The organism is Mesorhizobium sp. P2_D5 (assembly GCF_056404355.1).
This window is the reverse complement of the sequence record NZ_JBFUEE010000004.1, coordinates 193,423-208,871: the sequence shown is the minus strand read 5'-3', so window position 1 is coordinate 208,871 and position 15,449 is coordinate 193,423. Positions and strand designations below refer to the sequence as shown.

The window sequence follows — 15,449 nt, the reverse complement described above, 5'->3', positions numbered from 1 at the left end:
CATTACAAAAAGGAGAACCAAATGTCATCCAACAGCTTGAACGGCAAGGCCGCGCTCGTCACCGGCGGCAGTCGCGGCATCGGTGCGGCGATTGCGCGACGGCTTGCCGCCGACGGCGCCAGTGTCGCGCTGACCTATGTGCATGGCGAGGAGCAGGCCCGCTCGGTCGTTGCCGAGATAGAGGCCAAGGGCGGCCACGCCATCGCCATCAAGGCCGACAACCGCGACGCAGCGGCCATAGACAAGGCCGTCGAAGACGCCGTGGCCGCGTTCGGCCGGCTCGACATCCTGGTCAACAGCGCCGGCATCTGGCGTGCCGCACCCATCGATACCTTGTCGCTCGCCGATTTCGACGAGACCATGTCGATCAATCTCAGGGCGCCGTTCATCGCCTCGAAGGCGGCGGCAGTGCATATGGGAGAGGGCGGCAGGATCATCTCGATCGGCAGCAATCTTGCCGAGCGGGTGACCGACACAAGTCTTGGCGCCTATTCGGCCAGCAAGGCCGCGCTCGTCGGCCTGACCAAGGCCTTGGCGCGCGACCTCGGCCCGCGCGGCATCACCGCCAATGTCGTCCACCCCGGTTCGACCGACACCGACATGAATCCGGCCGATGGCCCGCACGCCGAACACCAGCGCCAGAAGATGGCAACGCCGCGCTTTGGCAAAGCCGAAGACATTGCCGGCATGGTCGCCTGGCTCGCGGGGCCGGAGGGCCGATTCGTCACCGGCGCCGCGCTGACCATCGACGGCGGCGCCAACGCCTGATCCCCGGAGGATTTCCCCCGGCCGGAGCGGAGACACCCCGCTTCGGCCGTCACGATGTTGTGAAACCGTTCTGCAACAAGCCTTCCAAAATTTATGGAAGCTTAACGAAATCAGTATGAATCAGTATAGTCGCGCCTTACATCCGCCATGCGGTGAGCGAGATCGTCTTAACGGTGCGGAACGGGAACCGGGTACAACCGGGCGGGTGATTCATGAAATTCCTCCGAAACAAAGCAACCGTGATGCCGCTGGTGGCGATCTCGGCAACGCTGGCCTTCGGTGTGCCACAGGCAGGCGCGCAAGGGCTCTTCGACATGCTTTTCGGAGGTGGCGTCAGGCACGAGCCGCAAGGTGAGTTTCCACCCGCGCCGCCCAAGCACAAGCCGAAAGTGCCGGGTGGTGGCGGCGTAAAAATCAGCAGCCCGTCCTACTACACCTACAAGGCCGATCGGCTGGTGCGCATCGACTTTTCGGCGCTGGCCGCGGCGCCAATGCCGGCGGCCCCGCAGGATGCCGCTTTCGTGCCTTCAGCCACGGGGGCTGCGTTCCACGACGCGATTGCCGGCTTGAGCGACTACGAACTCTATGCCGAGCCCGATATCGCCAAGGCGCTGATCGCCTACTACTCGGCCAATCCGGATTTCATCTGGGTCACCGGCACGGGCCTCAACAGCCGCGCGCAGGATGCGGTGCGGGTGCTGGGCGAGGCAGCGAGCTACGGCCTCGAGCCGGCCGACTACACGGTCAACGTGCCTGCCGCCAGCGCCTCGCCGGCCGACGCCAATGCACAGCTGAAAGAGCTCGTCCGCTTCGAGATGGCGCTCTCGGCCCGCGTGCTGCGCTATGCCCATGATGCCCAGAGCGGCCGCGTCGAGCCCAACCGCATGACCGGCTACTATGATTTCCCGGCCAAGCCGCTCGACTTGCAAGGCGTATTGAAAACGCTGGCGCATACACAGGAGGTGCGCACCTACCTCGAATCGCGGCATCCGCAGAATGCGGAATACCAGGCGCTGCGCGTCGAGCTGGAAGCGCTGCAGGCCAGCGCCGAGAACGAGATCGTCGTCGACCCCAAGCTGTTGCTGAAGCCGGGCGAAACCAGTCCCGAACTGCCGAAGCTGCTGACCCTGATCGCCCGCAATCTCGATGACGAGATGGGTGGCGCCTATGGCGAGACCCTGGCGAGGCTGGCCACCAGCGACGTCTATGTCCCGGAACTGGTTCCGGTGATCGAAGCCGTGCAGAAGAAAGCCGGCATGAAGGGCGACGGCGTCATCGGACCGCGCACCGTCGCGACGCTGGCCGGAACGTCGAAGGCCGACAGGCTGCTGAAGGTTGAGGTGGCGCTGGAGGAACTGCGCTGGCTGCCTTCCGATCTCGGCAGCCCGCGTGTCTTCATCAACCAGCCGGCCTTCACCGCGAGCTACATCGACAATGGCGAGGAAAAGCTGAAGACGCGTGTCGTTGTCGGCCGGACCACCAACCAGACCGCCTTCTTCTACAACCAGATCAAGCAGGTCGACTTCCATCCCTATTGGGGCGTGCCGCAGTCGATCATCGTCAACGAGATGCTGCCCCGGCTGCGCAGCGATCCCGGCTATCTCGACCGGGCCGGCTATGAGGTCACCGATTCGCGCGGCAAGCGCATCCCTTCGTCTGCGGTCGACTGGGGCGCGTATGGCGCCAACATTCCCTACAGCGTGCGCCAGCAGCCGAGCGAAGCCAATGCGCTGGGCGAGCTGAAGATCCTGTTCCCCAACAAGCACGCGATCTACATGCACGACACGCCGCAGAAATCGTTCTTCAACCAGGATATGCGTGCGCTCAGCCATGGCTGCGTGCGGCTGCAGGATCCGCGCGGCATGGCCGCCGCCGTGCTCGGCACTTCGGTCGACGACATCGCCGAGAAGCTGAAGCACGGGCATTCGACCGAGGACGTGACGCGCAAGATCCCGGTCTACGTCGCCTATTTCACCGCCTGGCCGGATATGTCCGGCAAGGTCGAATATTTCGGCGACGTCTACGATCGCGACACGCGGCTCAAGCAGGCATTGGATGCCACCGAGGCGGTGCGCTCGCCGTCGAGTTGAGCAACGGCCGTTTTCGGTTTCTAGAGCGTGTCGGCTGAAACAGTTTCAGCCGAGCTCAAACAGCGGGCGGCGGAAACCGGCGTCGCGTCCGGCGATCAGCCAGTACACCAAACCGGCGACAAGGCCGGCCGCGGCGATGATGCCGATGTCGGCCCAGCGCTCGGGGTCCATGTCCTCCGCTGAACTTGGCCAGATCAGGAAGAACCCGCCGGCGGCGGCCGCGGCACCGAAAAACATGTGCAGCAGGAAATTGCGCAACGAGAAGAGTTCGGCGATCAGCGCGAAGATGAGCGTCTGCAGTGCGGTCACGACAATCGTCAGGAAATAGACGAACATGCCGAGCGGCGGAACCACAAGGACGGCGATCGGTGAGACGCCCATGACGTCGAAATAGGCGGGCGCGTTGGGTAGGGAACTGAGCGCGGCATAGATCGCCACGACAGCGATCAAGCCGACCAGCACCGATACGAGGTAGCCGGCCAACATCATCAAAATGCGCTTCAGCACGTGCTTCGCCGTCGCCATGCCCATCCCCCATGCGGCGCCTATGGGCCGCAGTCAGCCATCAAAGCGAGACTGACGCAAGGGGAGGGGCAGGATGGTGCAGGTGGTCGCTCCAGACCAATGACAAGCTCGACTTGCGGTGGAGACCACCAATTGCGGAGGTCGGCGCCGCCCCTCATCGCCCTGCCGGGCGTTCGTCGTTCGAAAAGCCAAGCAATTGGCTTTTCGTCCGCTACGCGGACCACTCCTCAACCCCCCGTGTAGTGACGGGGAGAAGAGGCTGACCGCAACGACGGCGCTCGTCTTGCAACGCTGGTGATGGGCGAAACCGGCGATGAGAACGCCCCTCTGGCTGGTGAGGGGCAGCGCCACGCGGAACAACGAAGCGGCAATTCAGGCGCCGCCGCACATATGCTCCGAGTCCGGCAGCGCCCATGACGCCTTGATGGCGAGATCGATGCCGTAGTAGACGCGGCCGCGCTCATCGTGCTTGGGGCAGTCCCTGGGAATCGAGATCAGACACATGACGGCCGCGTCGCCGACCTTCGAGGCGGCCAGGCCAGGGTCGCGATCGTAGGAGACGGCGCCGCCGTCATTGGTGAATGTCGCGGCGCTGCCGCCATCCGGGTTCGCCGTTTCCAGCGGATCGTCGCCAAGCCGCGTGGTCAGCGTCTTGATATGGGTGGAGGCGCATTGGCCGATTGCCGAGGGCAGCGGCTGATCGGTCTCTTTCGGGTTTCGCGCCGCGGCTTCCAGCGCCTTCTTGCCGATCAGCGCGATGTTGTAGTCCTGCACCCATGGCGGCGCGGCGCCATAGCAGCGCGTTGTTCAGCGCGCTGACGATGCAGGCGGTGTCGCTCTTGCAGGCATTGCGGTCGGCATTCAACCCGCGGGCGATCCTGCGCTTGTCGCCGCCGAATGCCGGCTCGAAATCCTTGAACGCCTTGGCGACCAACAGGTCGATGGCCGACAGCTGCGGATCGGCGCAGATCGCCTTTTCCGCCGGCAGGCTTGCCTTGGCGCAGTCGAAGGATGGCCCATCGGCCCGCGCCGGCGCGGCCCCAAGGATGCCGCCGGCCAGAATGATGGCCAGCACGGCCAGACGACGGGTTAGAACGGAAGATCGCATTATTGCCCCCAAGCCACGATTGCCCAAGGCGCGGCCCACGCCCTGGCATGCATGTCATACCTCAAGAATGGACAATTTTGGGCGAGGCCAGGCAATCGCTTCAGGCCAATGACAGTTCGACTTATGGCGGAGACCACCATCGCCGAAATCGGCGCCGCCCCTCATCGCCCTGCCGGGCACTTCTCCCCGTATAGTGACGGGGAGAAGGGGCTGGCCGCAACCTCAGCGCCATTCTGGCGACGCTGGTGATTGGCGAAATCGGCGATGAGAGCGCCCCTCTCCCCGTCACTATACGGGGAGAGGATGCCGGCAGGCAGGTGAGGGGCGGCGCCAGCGCTAGGAAAGACCAATAGAACTAAATTCAAGGCGCGTGCCGACGCACTCTATTCTGGCTCGGCGGTCACGGGATCGTAGGTGATTTCGACCTTGGCCTTGTCGGATGTGTAGTAGGTGACGACGTAGGCGCCGCTGTCCCAGTCGACTTCCTTGACATAGCGAAAGCCGTCGCGCTTCTCGACCTTGGCGAGGATCTCCGACAGTTTCTTGGCGTTGGGCGGCGGCAACAGGGGCTCGTCCGCGGCAAAGGCCGGCCCGCCGGCGAGAAGGACGGCGACGCTTGTCGCCAGCAGAAATCTGGACATGGCTTTCCCTCAAGGTTTCGTCGGACGGAAACTCGCTGCCATGCCGGTTTGTTCCGCAGCTGAAGTGCGTGGCGCTGGAACCTGAACGCTACACGGTCTATTGCGCCGACGACCGCATCGAGGTTTCGTTCTGGGATCTCGAACAGATGAAGGTGCGGAACGGCTCCGACGTCTGTCAGTTCCAGAGCTATACGAGCTACAGCAGCGCCCTGAATTTCGCCCAGAAGAATTTTGGCGGCGAAGGGGCGGACTGCAGCTGCTAGCTCTGTTGCATTGGATTGCGATGTTGAGGAAAGCAGGCCCGGGTGGCGGCCCTAGCCTTGGTCCTCATAGGCTGCGAGTGCCTTGGCGACGCCGGCAATGAGGTGTTCAGCATCACTCGCATGTTCGAAGGCGATTCCGGTTTGCGCAAACTCAAGTGGCGAGTAATCAGGCGCTATCCGCTTGACCTCTGCCATAATGCGCTGAGCTTCCTTCAGTTCGCCGAGTTGAGCGTGACACCCCGCCAGCCTTGCCAGTCGCCAGGGGGTCCTCGGGGGGACCTTGGACATGCTGACAAGCGCTGCCTTGTAATCTCCCGCCGAGTATTGGGCGATGGCGCGATCATAGTGGTACCAATCAGGATGGATCGGGTTGATCCGTATCGCACTGTCAATCGCCGCGAGTGCTTCAAGCGGCCTGCCTCTCATCGTGAGCAAGTACCCCATTTGCGCAATCGTATCGGCGTCATATGGATTGAGGTCGAACGCGCGTTGAAGGTGATGTTCGGCCGCTTCGAACCGACGGGCAGAGATCAAGGCCTGGGCAAGCACGCGATGGCAGCGTGGCTCTTCCGGCGCCAGGGTCACCGCACACTCCGCGCGGTCGATCAATGAAGCAAGCAACGCCGAGGATGCCTCGGCATAGCCACCGATAATGAGATCGGCGAGCGCGGTGTAGGAATGCGCCAAAGCATAGGTCGGGTCCTTGTCGACCGCAGCCTGAAAGAGATCGCGCGCGGCCTGATTGTCGTCATCGCCATAACCGCGCAGCCGGGCCAGTCCACGCAGGACAAGCTCATATGCGGCCAGGCTATCGGGAGGCTTCGGAGTTGCCTGCTTGATACCCGCGTCGTCAAGCCGAGCGACCAGCCGATTCACCACACGGCTGGCGATTTCTTCCTGCATGTCGAAGATCTGGCCGCCCGAAGCAGAAAACGTATCGCTCCAGAGGACTTCACCCGTCGAAGCGGTCATGAGACTGACGGTGACCCGCATGCCGTCTGCGCGGGTCGTCGCCCTGCCGCGGACCAGATAGGTTGCGCCGAGGCTGTCGCCAACGGCACGCCAATCGGAAGCGGAATCCGAGACAAATGCAAATCCGGAATTGCGCGCCAGCACAACGACCGTTCCGAAGCGAGCCAACGCATTGACAATGTCCTCGGCGAAACCGTCGACCAAAGGGGAGTCGTCCGGCGCACCTTCATTGCTGAAGCGCAGTACCGCAACGCTCGGCTGTCCAGAGCGTTCTTGTCTTGGCGTATCGGGAAGAGAGAGGACGTAGCCGCGTTTGGCAACCGTGCGGATAATGGTTTGGCTTTCGTCCTGCAGCGCCTTTCGCAACTCCCTGACCGCCTGCGTCAGTGAGTCCTCGGTCACGAACACATCGGGCCATACCGCTGACATCAGTTCAGACTTGGTCGCGACACGCCCGACATTCCTGCTGAGGTAAGTTAGCAGATCAAACGCCTTGCAGCGCAGAGCAACGGGTTTCCCATCGCGGACAAGCAGCCCGCGGGCAAGATCAAGCTCGCAACTGCCAAGTGCCAGTATGGGCCCATCGTTTTCTTGCGACATTGAATGCCGATCTGACCAGCTCGACCAAACGCAGCCTGATTGGGGTCTCAATCGGCGCGGACGTCAAGCGATCAGAGGAATTTGATCTGCCTTCACCTTGGCTGGAAGTCATCCGCCTCTCCACGGCGATGATCTCCAGCATTTCGAACATTGTTCCAGGCATGGGCGCACAAGGCGACCCAACCATGACGCTGGACGCAAATTCCAGCAGTTCCTGCCGGGCGGCTTGGCGCATGTTCTCATTCAGCGACATGTTCGACCTCATCCGGTTCGTTCTTCAGAACAATGCAGCCTAGGAACGGCCGCGTACCGGAAGATTTCTGAAATTCTGCTGAATTTCTCCCCTTGTCGCGCTTGCGGTCGCGGGAGGCCGCCCGCCTAACTTACGCGGCGCGTCGTTGAGCGGGGTGGAGACCTGAACGGGTTCGACGAGGGTCGACGGCGGTCACGATGCTGTGGTGGTGATCGCAATAGACGCGATCCGCCGAAGTTGGCCCAGCACAAAAACGGTAACCGCCGGGTACCGACGCGTCTTCGCTCACCGGGAAGCGGCACTGATAGACGCCTAGCTGAATGAGGGGGACGTCTCTCGAAGTTGATCTGATATTTTCAGGCATGATTTTCAGGTTCCTAGTTCATGGCCATCTCCGGCTGACGGCCGCAATGCGCCGCGTCAGGGCGAGCTTCTCTCGTTTTGGAGGGCTGTGGATCACCATATGGTGTTGGTTGCAGCGTCAATGAAGCCCGAGGCCCTGCTTTCGGAAGCCAGTTGTTGCGACTTAAGGCCACACTTACCGCTAGGGTGCGGTTGACAGCGCGAAGGCACCCGGCGGGCGATGTTGTCGCCCCCGGGTTGATCGGCAGGCGGAGTGAGGGGTGGCTTGTGGCCCCCAACGCGCGGCGCTTTCGGTTTTTCAGGGCCCTCAACCGGCCAGCCCCGGGAGGGCGATCTGCGGGAGCGAAAACATTTTGTCAGCAGACAGTATGGTCGCGTCCCAGAGCATCTCTCCGAACCGTTGCGCCGGTGCTATGGTGTGCCCGCATGATCAGACAGCAGGGATATGAGGCATGCCCGAAGTCACCCGCCGTACACTTCTCGCGTTCGCCGCCGTGGCCTCGGTCGTTGAACCGACGCTTGCTGAAGGGGAAGGCGCCTCGCCCGAATTGCGGTCGCTGATCGGAGCCCATGAAGCCACCTATGCCGGGCTTTACAGGGTTGTTCATCAAGCGGGCAGTAGCAGCCACGAATGCAAGAGGGCAGACCGTATTGAACAGGAAGCATTGCTGGCCATCTGCTCCTATCCTGCGATCAGCCGAGGCGACCGACGGGCTAAGGCCGAGTACCTGTTGACCGCTGAGGCTCGGGGCGAACTCGACCTGGAAGAGCACATGCAGGCCATCCTGCACTCGATGAAGCGCTGATCGCGGACTCCCCGGCTATCTCGCCACTTCCATTACTGCGACTACGCATCCGTGGCTAACGTACGAAGCAGTCTGCGACCTGTCGGGCAAATGGCAGGTGGTGCTCGATGAAGTCCCGTCCCGTGCAGAAAGGCAGGACGCTGGAGCCGGAACGCTACACGGTCTATTGCGCCGATGACCGCATCGAGGTTTCGTTCTGGGATCTCGAGCAGATGAAAGTGGCTCACAGGCGGCAGCTGACGTCTTTCACCTCGCCCAATGCCAACTCGCCTTCCCAAAGGCAATCCTTGCGATCCTTCCGCGTCACGACCACGCTAACGGTGCCCTCATTGACGACGTATTCGCTTAGCTCGGTAGAATCCACCGGGTGCCCATCGATGGTAATTTTGTAGTCGCGCGGTGGGATGGGCTTGACTCGGATTTTTATCCTAGGTCTCTTATAAATAATATTCACAACGTTTGAATACTTTGAGACAGCAACGAAAGATTCAAACTCATTTAGACTGCCGACGGCAAACTTACTTGTACCGTTACTCCAAAATCCATATTCGCCCCCAGGTACGACCGCAACGTATCCGGCATCGGCCATCAGCGCAGCTAAAGCCTGTGCCTTGCCGGCATCCAGCCCTGCATCCTTAGCTTGAGATTCAATACCTACAGATATTGCTTTCCAAACGACGTCTCTGGCTTGAGGCGTTACTATGATCCCTGTCGTATTTACCCATTCCGTTATGAAATCGTCGGCTGATACCCGATACTTAAGATCTTCTGCCTTCAGATCTGACGCTGCCATTGAAAGCAAAACAACCAGTATGAGAAATCTACCGAGCATTTTGGCCGTCCGTGAGGTTATTGGTACGTTCAAACGCAACGACAATCACCGTAGCGGCGAATAAAAGTATCCCCAACCCCATCGCCAGAAAATGCGCCTTGTAAGATGCCTGTTGCGGATCAGTAGCAATGCAACTGAGAGCGTCATTGTACCATAGGTTGGCAACTCCCAATCTCCAAATGATCGCATAGAGGACAGATTGAGCCAGCAGCAGAATAGAGATCGACAGGAGCGTGAGGGATACACTTCTCAATTTAACGTCTCCCTGAATACCAAGGAGGAGTGCAGCGGAGAGGCCGATAACTCCCGTGCATATTGTTATGTCGAGATCCAAGATGCTGTTCAGGAGGTCGACGACCTGTTTCAGCGAATCATTAACCTGATTCTGGGCAGGGCAGGGGGCGTCGGGCCACGCCACGACAAACGCCATGATCGAAAAGGAGACTATTGCAACTAATACAATTGCTAAAAGTGGCCACCCCTTCTTTGTCATCGTCCCACATGTCCGAAACGTATATTGCCGATCCATGTGTCTAGATAGCACCTCTCAACATCGCCTAGCAATAAACTGATTTAAGGTCGGCGGGCCTGCAAGCAGGGTATCGCGGACATGGGGTTGGAAACCTTGGGCTGGCAAGATCAACCGGCGAATCTGCGCGCGCATATCGGGCTGATATTCGGACCGTTCAAAAGCCATTTCGCTAAATAAATGCAATCCCCGGTGCGCCAAAGGGGAATCGAACACCAGTTACCCGCCCTGGAAGAGGCAAGGAAAGTAGCTCAGCGCGCGGCGCCAAGCTGAAAACGTTCGTCGATCGGTGACGACATATGGCGGCGACACAAGAAGAACGCCTACCGACAACGCGCTAGTAAAAGGTTGATTGTTCGAGAAAGTTTTTGGGGGGCGATGAAAGGATTGAACCTGCGACCCCACCCGTGTGAAGGGTGAGAAACTCGCATTTCTGCGGTTTACTGCAACATCTGCTATCCGTGCAGCCGCTCAGCGCACCGCACCGCTACTGACCAATATGCGACGCGACCGACATCATCGCCTCGGAGTTCGGGTGGGCGCCCAAGCCGCCATCGAAAACCTCGGAGAACGTCCAGCGAACGACGCCGTTGCGGTCGAGCAGGAACTGACCGGTGAGCTGGCCCACGCCGGTCGCCATCATTTGCTGGTCCGCTTCAGTGATATCGTAATTGTCTTTTTTGTTCAGATATTCGAGCGTGGCAAACGGATCCATCGGCTCAGGCATTTCGCCCGGCACGTTGAGCCGCATCGCCTTCACATCGCTCATCGAGACCTTGTGCGGCAATGCGCTCTCGCCCTCAGTTATTTGCATATTGGGCAATCCAAAGGCGCGGTGTGAAACGCGCTCCGGATCGGATGCAGCAAGCAAACCAACCATCGGATGGTACCGGAGATAAAGGCGCGCCCGCTCGATGGGCGTGTTCACCACCGTGAGGCTTTCGATGCCCTTTGCGTTAAGGGCTGGTGTGAGCAGCGAAACCGTCGCGATATGACGCCTGCAAAACGGACAATGCAGACCTCGATACAGCCCAACCAGCACCGGCTTCTCGCCGCGGAAATCGTCGATAGCTATCTTGCCCTCGCGAGTAATTGCGTCGAGTACGAAATTGGGCGCTCGTTCTCCCAGTTGCAGAGGGCCTACGTCGGCGCGGTCAGACATGCTTGATCCTCCTCGCGGGTCAATCCAGCAACGAAAGCGCGGCGGTACTTCCCGCTCCGGCCCGTGTTCGCCACACTTCCTGTGCGTGTTGAAATTGCACTGTAGCACAGAGATGGGCGGACGTTGAGGCGCCACCGAAGGTACGCCTTACGGAGCCTCACTCCTTGGCGCGCAGAAGCAAACGGCTGGCAATCAAGGAATCGATCATAGGTGTGTAGCCTGCCAACGAGCGGAGCATTTCGGGCCTTCAGGACGAAATACCGCCGTGAAAGAGGCGAAGCCAGCTGCTCAGTTCCCGACGCCGGTGTCGAAAACTATCGTCGAATTGGTGGCGACATAGTGGCGAAATGAAAAAGGCCAAGATCGCCGATCTTGGCCAACATGTTAGCAAGCTGCTGACTTTCCGAGGGAGTTTGGTGGGCGATGCAGGGATTGAACCTGCGACCCCACCCGTGTGAAGGGTGTGCTCTCCCGCTGAGCTAATCGCCCGCTCGTTGCCCGAAGGCCAAGCGAGCCGCGATATAAGGGAGGCGGGTGCGGGAAGTCAAGGCGGTGTCAGGCGTTCCGGCAAGGATCGGATTGTTGTCCTGTGGACCCGTCTCCGACGTAACGCCGGCTGCGGTCAGTTCCCCGCGGCGGCGATCAGCCTTTGCGCCAGATCTAGCGTCAGGGCGTCGAAATGCGAGATCACCGCCGAGGGTTCGAATTCGCGCACATGGCGGTCGGTGTAACCGAAATCGACCGCCACGACAGGAATGCCGGCGGCCTTGGCGGTGTCGATGTCGGTCTGCGAATCGCCGACCATCAGCGCGCGATCCGGGTCGCCGCCAGCCAGTTTGATGGTTTCGATGAGATGGCGCGGGTCGGGCTTGCGGAACGCGAACGTGTCCTGCCCGGCGATTGCGGCGAAATGCTTCGTCAGGCCAAGCGCCTCGATCAGCGCCAGCGAGTTGGCTTCGTACTTGTTGGTGCAGATGGCCAGGAGATAGCCGGCGTTCTCGAAGCGGGCGATGGCCTCGACGACGCCGGGGTAGGGGCGCGATTTGCCGGGGATGTTGAGGGTGTAGTGGTCGAGGAAGAGTTTCAGCAGCCGGTCGTGCTCCTCGACATCAAGGGATCGCTGCTGGGCGGCATGGGCCCGTTCGATCATCACGCGGCCGCCGTGACCGACAAAGCGCCTGAAGCCGGCCTCATCGACCGCCGCGATGTGGCTGGCGGCAAGGCTGTGGTTCAGGCTGTCGAGCAGGTCCGGCGCTGTATCGACCAGCGTACCGTCGAGGTCGAACACGATGATCGGGCGAGTCATGGTCAGTCCTGGGCCAAGTTCATGCAAGTGGCAGGCGATAGCGGCTGCGGCGCGTCAAGGCAAGCGGGATGGGGCAAGCCGGCTGAGTCGTTCGGGCAAGCAAACCCCGCCGGACCGGGTATTTCGTGGCTTGCCGCCAGAAATGAAAAACCCGCCATGGCGGCGGGTCGTTGGCGCAAATCAGCACCATGAATAGATATGTAGCATAGCTGCCTTCACCAGGTCAAGAAAAAATTCCTATCGGATATCCCTGACGCATTGCCTCTGACCGCGCGTTGCGCAGAACAGCCATGCTGCTCGTCACCAGGGCGTACGCCGCTGCCAAAGGCTTTGACCCGACCGGCAAAAATGCTAGGAGCCCAGCAGCGAATTTCCGGGGCAGCAAGCGGCATGGATGCAAGACAGTTGAAGGTCGAAGCCGCGCGGGCAGCGCTCGCTTATGTGAGCGACGGCATGCGGCTCGGCATTGGTACCGGCACCACCGCGGAAGAGTTCGTGCGGCTGCTTGCCGAGAAGGTCGCCACCGGCATGACCGTCATCGGCGTGCCGACTTCGGAGCGCACCGCGTCGCTCTGCCGCGAGCTTGGCGTGCCGTTGTCGACGCTGGAGGAAACGCCGCAGCTCGATCTCACAGTCGATGGCGCCGACGAGGTCGATCCGGCGCTGACCCTGATCAAGGGCGGCGGCGGCGCGCTGCTGCGCGAGAAGATCGTTGCCGCGGCTTCCCAGCGCATGATCGTCATTGCCGACCAGTCGAAGATGGTCGGGACGCTCGGCCGTTTTCCACTGCCGATCGAAGTCAATCGGTTTGGCCTGCGCGCAACCGAAATCGCGATCGGCGCGGCGGCTGAAAAGCTCGGCCTTTCCGGCCCGGTCACATTGAGGATGACGGGCGGCCAGGCTTTTGTTACAGACGGCGGCCATTTTATCCTCGATGCATCTTTTGGCCGCATTCCGGATACAAGAGCGCTTTCGAATGCTCTCCACGCCATTCCGGGCGTGGTCGAGCATGGTCTTTTCATCGGGCTGGCGTCAGCGGCCATCATCGCCGGCGGCGACGGTATCCAAACTGTCCATGCCGCCCGAAAACCAGGGAGTTCTACCGATCATGATGTTGCATAACCGGGTTCGCAGCCTTTGCGCCGTTCTGGCGGCTACGGCCGTTTTCGCCTTCTCTTCGCCGGCGTTTTCGCAAGAAGTCACGGACTCGCACCTGAAGGCCGCCCGCGCGGCGGTCGCGGCGATCCACGCGACCGACCCGTTCGACAACATCCTGCCGCAGGCGGCAGCCGCGCTCGAATCGCAGCTCATCCAGAAGAACCCGGACATGCAGGAGCTGATCGGCAAGACCATCAACGAGAAGGCGCTGGCGCTGGCCTCGCGCCGCGCCGACCTCGAGAAGGAAGCCGCACTCGCCTACGCAAAAGTGTTCTCCGAAAAGGAACTGACGGATATCGCCGCCTTCTACAGTTCCGATTCGGGCAAGAAGCTGCTGGATAGCGGCCCGACCGTGACCCGCGAACTGGTCAAGGCAGCCGACATCTGGCAGAACGGCCTCGCGCGCGATCTCGCCCAGCAGGTTGGCGAGACGCTGGCTGCGGCCGCCAAGGCCAAGGCGCCGGCAGCCCCTGCCGCAGCGCCCGCGGACGCAGCCGCACCAGCCGATGGCGCCGCACCCGCCGACGGTTCGGCTCCCGCAGACGACACGCAGAACTGATCTTGCGTTTCCAAATGGCCTTGCGGCCATCGATGAAGCCCGGCTTGTCCGGGCTTTTCTTTTGCTGCCTGGCGGCCTACCTGTCACTGGATTTCTGAAGCTTGAGGAGCCGCCAGATGGCCGGTTACGACTACGATCTTTTCGTCATCGGCGGCGGCTCGGGCGGGGTGAGGGCGGCGCGCGTCGCCGCCGCACTCGGCAAGCGCGTCGGCATCGCCGAGGAATACCGCTATGGCGGCACCTGCGTCATCAGGGGCTGCGTGCCGAAAAAGCTCTATGTCTATGCCTCGCAATTTCCCGAGCATTTCGCCGACGCCGCCGGCTATGGCTGGACGGTGCCGGAGGCGAGTTTCGACTGGCAGACGTTGGTCGCCAACAAGGATCGCGAGATCAGCCGGCTTGAGGCGATCTACCAGAGGAATGTCGAGGGCGCCGGCGGCGAGGCCTTTCACTCGCGCGCCATGATCGTCGATCCGCATGTCGTGCATCTTCTGGGCGAGGATCGCACCGTCACCGCCGACCAGATCCTGATCGCCACCGGCGGCCGCCCGGCGCCGCATCCGGCGCTGCCCGGCCATGAGCACTGCATCTTCTCCAACGAGGCTTTCGATCTCAAGCAGCTACCCAAGGCGATCATGATCGAAGGCGGCGGCTACATCGCCGTCGAGTTCGCCAACATCTTCCACGGCCTCGGCGTCGACACCACGCTGGTCTACCGCGGCAAGGAGATCCTCAGCCGCTTCGACATGGACCTGCGGCGTATGCTGCATGAGACGATGGAAAAGAAGGGGATAAAGATCCTCTGCCATTCCGTGTCCGAATGGATCCGCAAGCGGCCGGACGGCCGGCTCGACGCACTCGTCACCGGCGGCAAGGTGCTGACGGTCGACCAGGTGATGCTGGCCATCGGCCGCATCCCCAACACCGAGAACATGGGCCTGGAAGGCATCGGCCTGGAGATGACCAAGACCGGTGCGATCGCCGTCGACAAATACTCGCGCACCAACATCGACAACATCTGGGCGATCGGCGACGTCACCAACCGCGTGCAGCTGACGCCGGTGGCGATCCACGAGGCGATGTGTTTCATCGAAACCGCCTTCAAGGGAAATCCGACGGCGCCCGACCACGACACGATTGCGACCGCCGTCTTTTCACAACCCGAAATCGGCACGGTCGGCCTGTCGGAGGATGATGCGGTCAAACGCTTCCCCGACATCGAGATTTACCGCGCCACATTCCGGCCGATGCGGCACACGCTGTCCGGCCGCGACGAGAAGATGCTGACCAAGCTGGTGGTCGACGGCGCGTCGAAGCGGGTGCTCGGCGCGCACATCCTGGGACCGGATGCCGGCGAAATGGCGCAGCTTCTCGGTATTCCGCTGAAAGCCGGGCTGACCAAGGATGATTTCGACCGCACGATGGCGGTGCATCCGACGGCCGCGGAAGAGCTCGTCACCATGTACAAGCCGACCTATCGCGTGAAGGACGGCAAGCGGATGGATTGACCTGGC

Annotated in this window: 17 protein-coding genes and 1 tRNA gene; 8 read left to right on the top strand and 10 right to left on the bottom strand. The window is 61.4% G+C overall.

Annotation, left to right across the window (positions count from 1 at the left end):
- The first annotated feature begins 21 nt into the window (after positions 1-21).
- Complete coding sequence (locus AC1DYW_RS18665; RefSeq protein ID WP_477227229.1) at positions 22-768, top strand: 3-oxoacyl-ACP reductase family protein; 747 nt, start codon at positions 22-24, stop codon at positions 766-768.
- A gap of 212 nt (positions 769-980) precedes the next feature.
- Complete coding sequence (locus AC1DYW_RS18660) at positions 981-2,858, top strand: L,D-transpeptidase family protein (RefSeq protein ID WP_477227228.1); 1,878 nt, start codon at positions 981-983, stop codon at positions 2,856-2,858.
- Between the two features lie 45 nt (positions 2,859-2,903).
- Here the strand turns inward: AC1DYW_RS18660 and AC1DYW_RS18655 are convergent, their stop codons facing one another.
- The 3 genes from AC1DYW_RS18655 to AC1DYW_RS18645 all read right to left on the bottom strand — a co-directional run bounded on the left by AC1DYW_RS18655 (position 2,904) and on the right by AC1DYW_RS18645 (position 5,132).
- Complete coding sequence (locus AC1DYW_RS18655; RefSeq protein WP_167392387.1) at positions 2,904-3,389, bottom strand: hypothetical protein; 486 nt, start codon at positions 3,387-3,389, stop codon at positions 2,904-2,906.
- 366 nt (positions 3,390-3,755) lie between these two features.
- The gene (locus AC1DYW_RS18650; protein WP_477227227.1) at positions 3,756-4,157 is read right to left on the bottom strand and encodes a hypothetical protein; all 402 of its coding nucleotides are present in this window, start codon (positions 4,155-4,157) and stop codon (positions 3,756-3,758) included.
- A gap of 717 nt (positions 4,158-4,874) precedes the next feature.
- Positions 4,875-5,132, bottom strand: coding sequence for a PepSY domain-containing protein (locus tag AC1DYW_RS18645; RefSeq protein WP_477227226.1), 258 nt, complete (start codon positions 5,130-5,132; stop codon positions 4,875-4,877).
- A 68-nt stretch (positions 5,133-5,200) separates the two neighbouring features.
- On the opposite strand from AC1DYW_RS18645, the gene AC1DYW_RS18640 reads away from it, so the two are divergent.
- The gene (locus AC1DYW_RS18640) at positions 5,201-5,395 is read left to right on the top strand and encodes a hypothetical protein (RefSeq protein WP_477227225.1); all 195 of its coding nucleotides are present in this window, start codon (positions 5,201-5,203) and stop codon (positions 5,393-5,395) included.
- Between the two features lie 51 nt (positions 5,396-5,446).
- Here the strand turns inward: AC1DYW_RS18640 and AC1DYW_RS18635 are convergent, their stop codons facing one another.
- Entirely contained in the window at positions 5,447-6,967 is a 1,521-nt protein-coding gene (locus tag AC1DYW_RS18635; RefSeq protein ID WP_477227224.1) for a winged helix-turn-helix domain-containing protein, read from the bottom strand.
- Here AC1DYW_RS18635 and AC1DYW_RS18630 point away from each other — a divergent pair.
- The gene (locus tag AC1DYW_RS18630) at positions 6,967-7,263 is read left to right on the top strand and encodes a hypothetical protein (RefSeq protein WP_477227223.1); all 297 of its coding nucleotides are present in this window, start codon (positions 6,967-6,969) and stop codon (positions 7,261-7,263) included. The genes AC1DYW_RS18635 and AC1DYW_RS18630 overlap by 1 nt on opposite strands.
- Positions 7,264-7,350: 87 nt before the next feature.
- Here the strand turns inward: AC1DYW_RS18630 and AC1DYW_RS18625 are convergent, their stop codons facing one another.
- Positions 7,351-7,584, bottom strand: coding sequence for a hypothetical protein (locus tag AC1DYW_RS18625; protein ID WP_477227222.1), 234 nt, complete (start codon positions 7,582-7,584; stop codon positions 7,351-7,353).
- 451 nt (positions 7,585-8,035) lie between these two features.
- On the opposite strand from AC1DYW_RS18625, the gene AC1DYW_RS18620 reads away from it, so the two are divergent.
- Complete coding sequence (locus AC1DYW_RS18620) at positions 8,036-8,389, top strand: hypothetical protein (RefSeq protein ID WP_477227221.1); 354 nt, start codon at positions 8,036-8,038, stop codon at positions 8,387-8,389.
- 223 nt (positions 8,390-8,612) lie between these two features.
- On the opposite strand, the gene AC1DYW_RS18615 is transcribed toward AC1DYW_RS18620, so the two are convergent.
- The 5 genes from AC1DYW_RS18615 to AC1DYW_RS18595 all read right to left on the bottom strand — a co-directional run bounded on the left by AC1DYW_RS18615 (position 8,613) and on the right by AC1DYW_RS18595 (position 12,218).
- A complete protein-coding gene (locus tag AC1DYW_RS18615; RefSeq protein ID WP_477227220.1) occupies positions 8,613-9,221 on the bottom strand; it encodes a hypothetical protein in 609 nt (202 codons plus the stop codon).
- The gene (locus AC1DYW_RS18610) at positions 9,211-9,714 is read right to left on the bottom strand and encodes a hypothetical protein (RefSeq protein WP_477227219.1); all 504 of its coding nucleotides are present in this window, start codon (positions 9,712-9,714) and stop codon (positions 9,211-9,213) included. Before AC1DYW_RS18610 ends, AC1DYW_RS18615 begins: the two co-directional genes overlap by 11 nt.
- Positions 9,715-10,237: 523 nt before the next feature.
- Positions 10,238-10,912: a peroxiredoxin-like family protein gene (locus AC1DYW_RS18605; RefSeq protein WP_457154210.1), complete on the bottom strand. Its 675-nt coding sequence runs from the start codon at positions 10,910-10,912 to the stop codon at positions 10,238-10,240.
- A 414-nt stretch (positions 10,913-11,326) separates the two neighbouring features.
- Positions 11,327-11,401, bottom strand: a tRNA-Val gene (locus tag AC1DYW_RS18600).
- A gap of 133 nt (positions 11,402-11,534) precedes the next feature.
- Positions 11,535-12,218: a phosphoglycolate phosphatase gene (locus tag AC1DYW_RS18595; protein ID WP_477227218.1), complete on the bottom strand. Its 684-nt coding sequence runs from the start codon at positions 12,216-12,218 to the stop codon at positions 11,535-11,537.
- Positions 12,219-12,608: 390 nt separating this feature from the next.
- On the opposite strand from AC1DYW_RS18595, the gene rpiA reads away from it, so the two are divergent.
- The 3 genes from rpiA to gor all read left to right on the top strand — a co-directional run bounded on the left by rpiA (position 12,609) and on the right by gor (position 15,443).
- On the top strand, positions 12,609-13,340 hold the full coding sequence (rpiA, locus tag AC1DYW_RS18590; RefSeq protein WP_477227217.1) for a ribose-5-phosphate isomerase RpiA: 732 nt from the start codon (positions 12,609-12,611) through the stop codon (positions 13,338-13,340).
- Positions 13,327-13,935 (top strand): DUF2059 domain-containing protein, encoded by a 609-nt coding sequence (locus AC1DYW_RS18585; protein WP_457154959.1) that lies wholly within the window; start codon positions 13,327-13,329, stop codon positions 13,933-13,935. The genes rpiA and AC1DYW_RS18585 overlap by 14 nt, the downstream gene beginning before the upstream one ends.
- Before the next feature lie 116 nt (positions 13,936-14,051).
- Positions 14,052-15,443 carry a glutathione-disulfide reductase gene (gene gor, locus AC1DYW_RS18580; protein WP_477227216.1) on the top strand — a complete coding sequence of 464 codons (1,392 nt, stop codon included), beginning with the start codon at positions 14,052-14,054 and terminating at the stop codon, positions 15,441-15,443.
- The last annotated feature ends 6 nt before the right edge of the window (positions 15,444-15,449 follow it).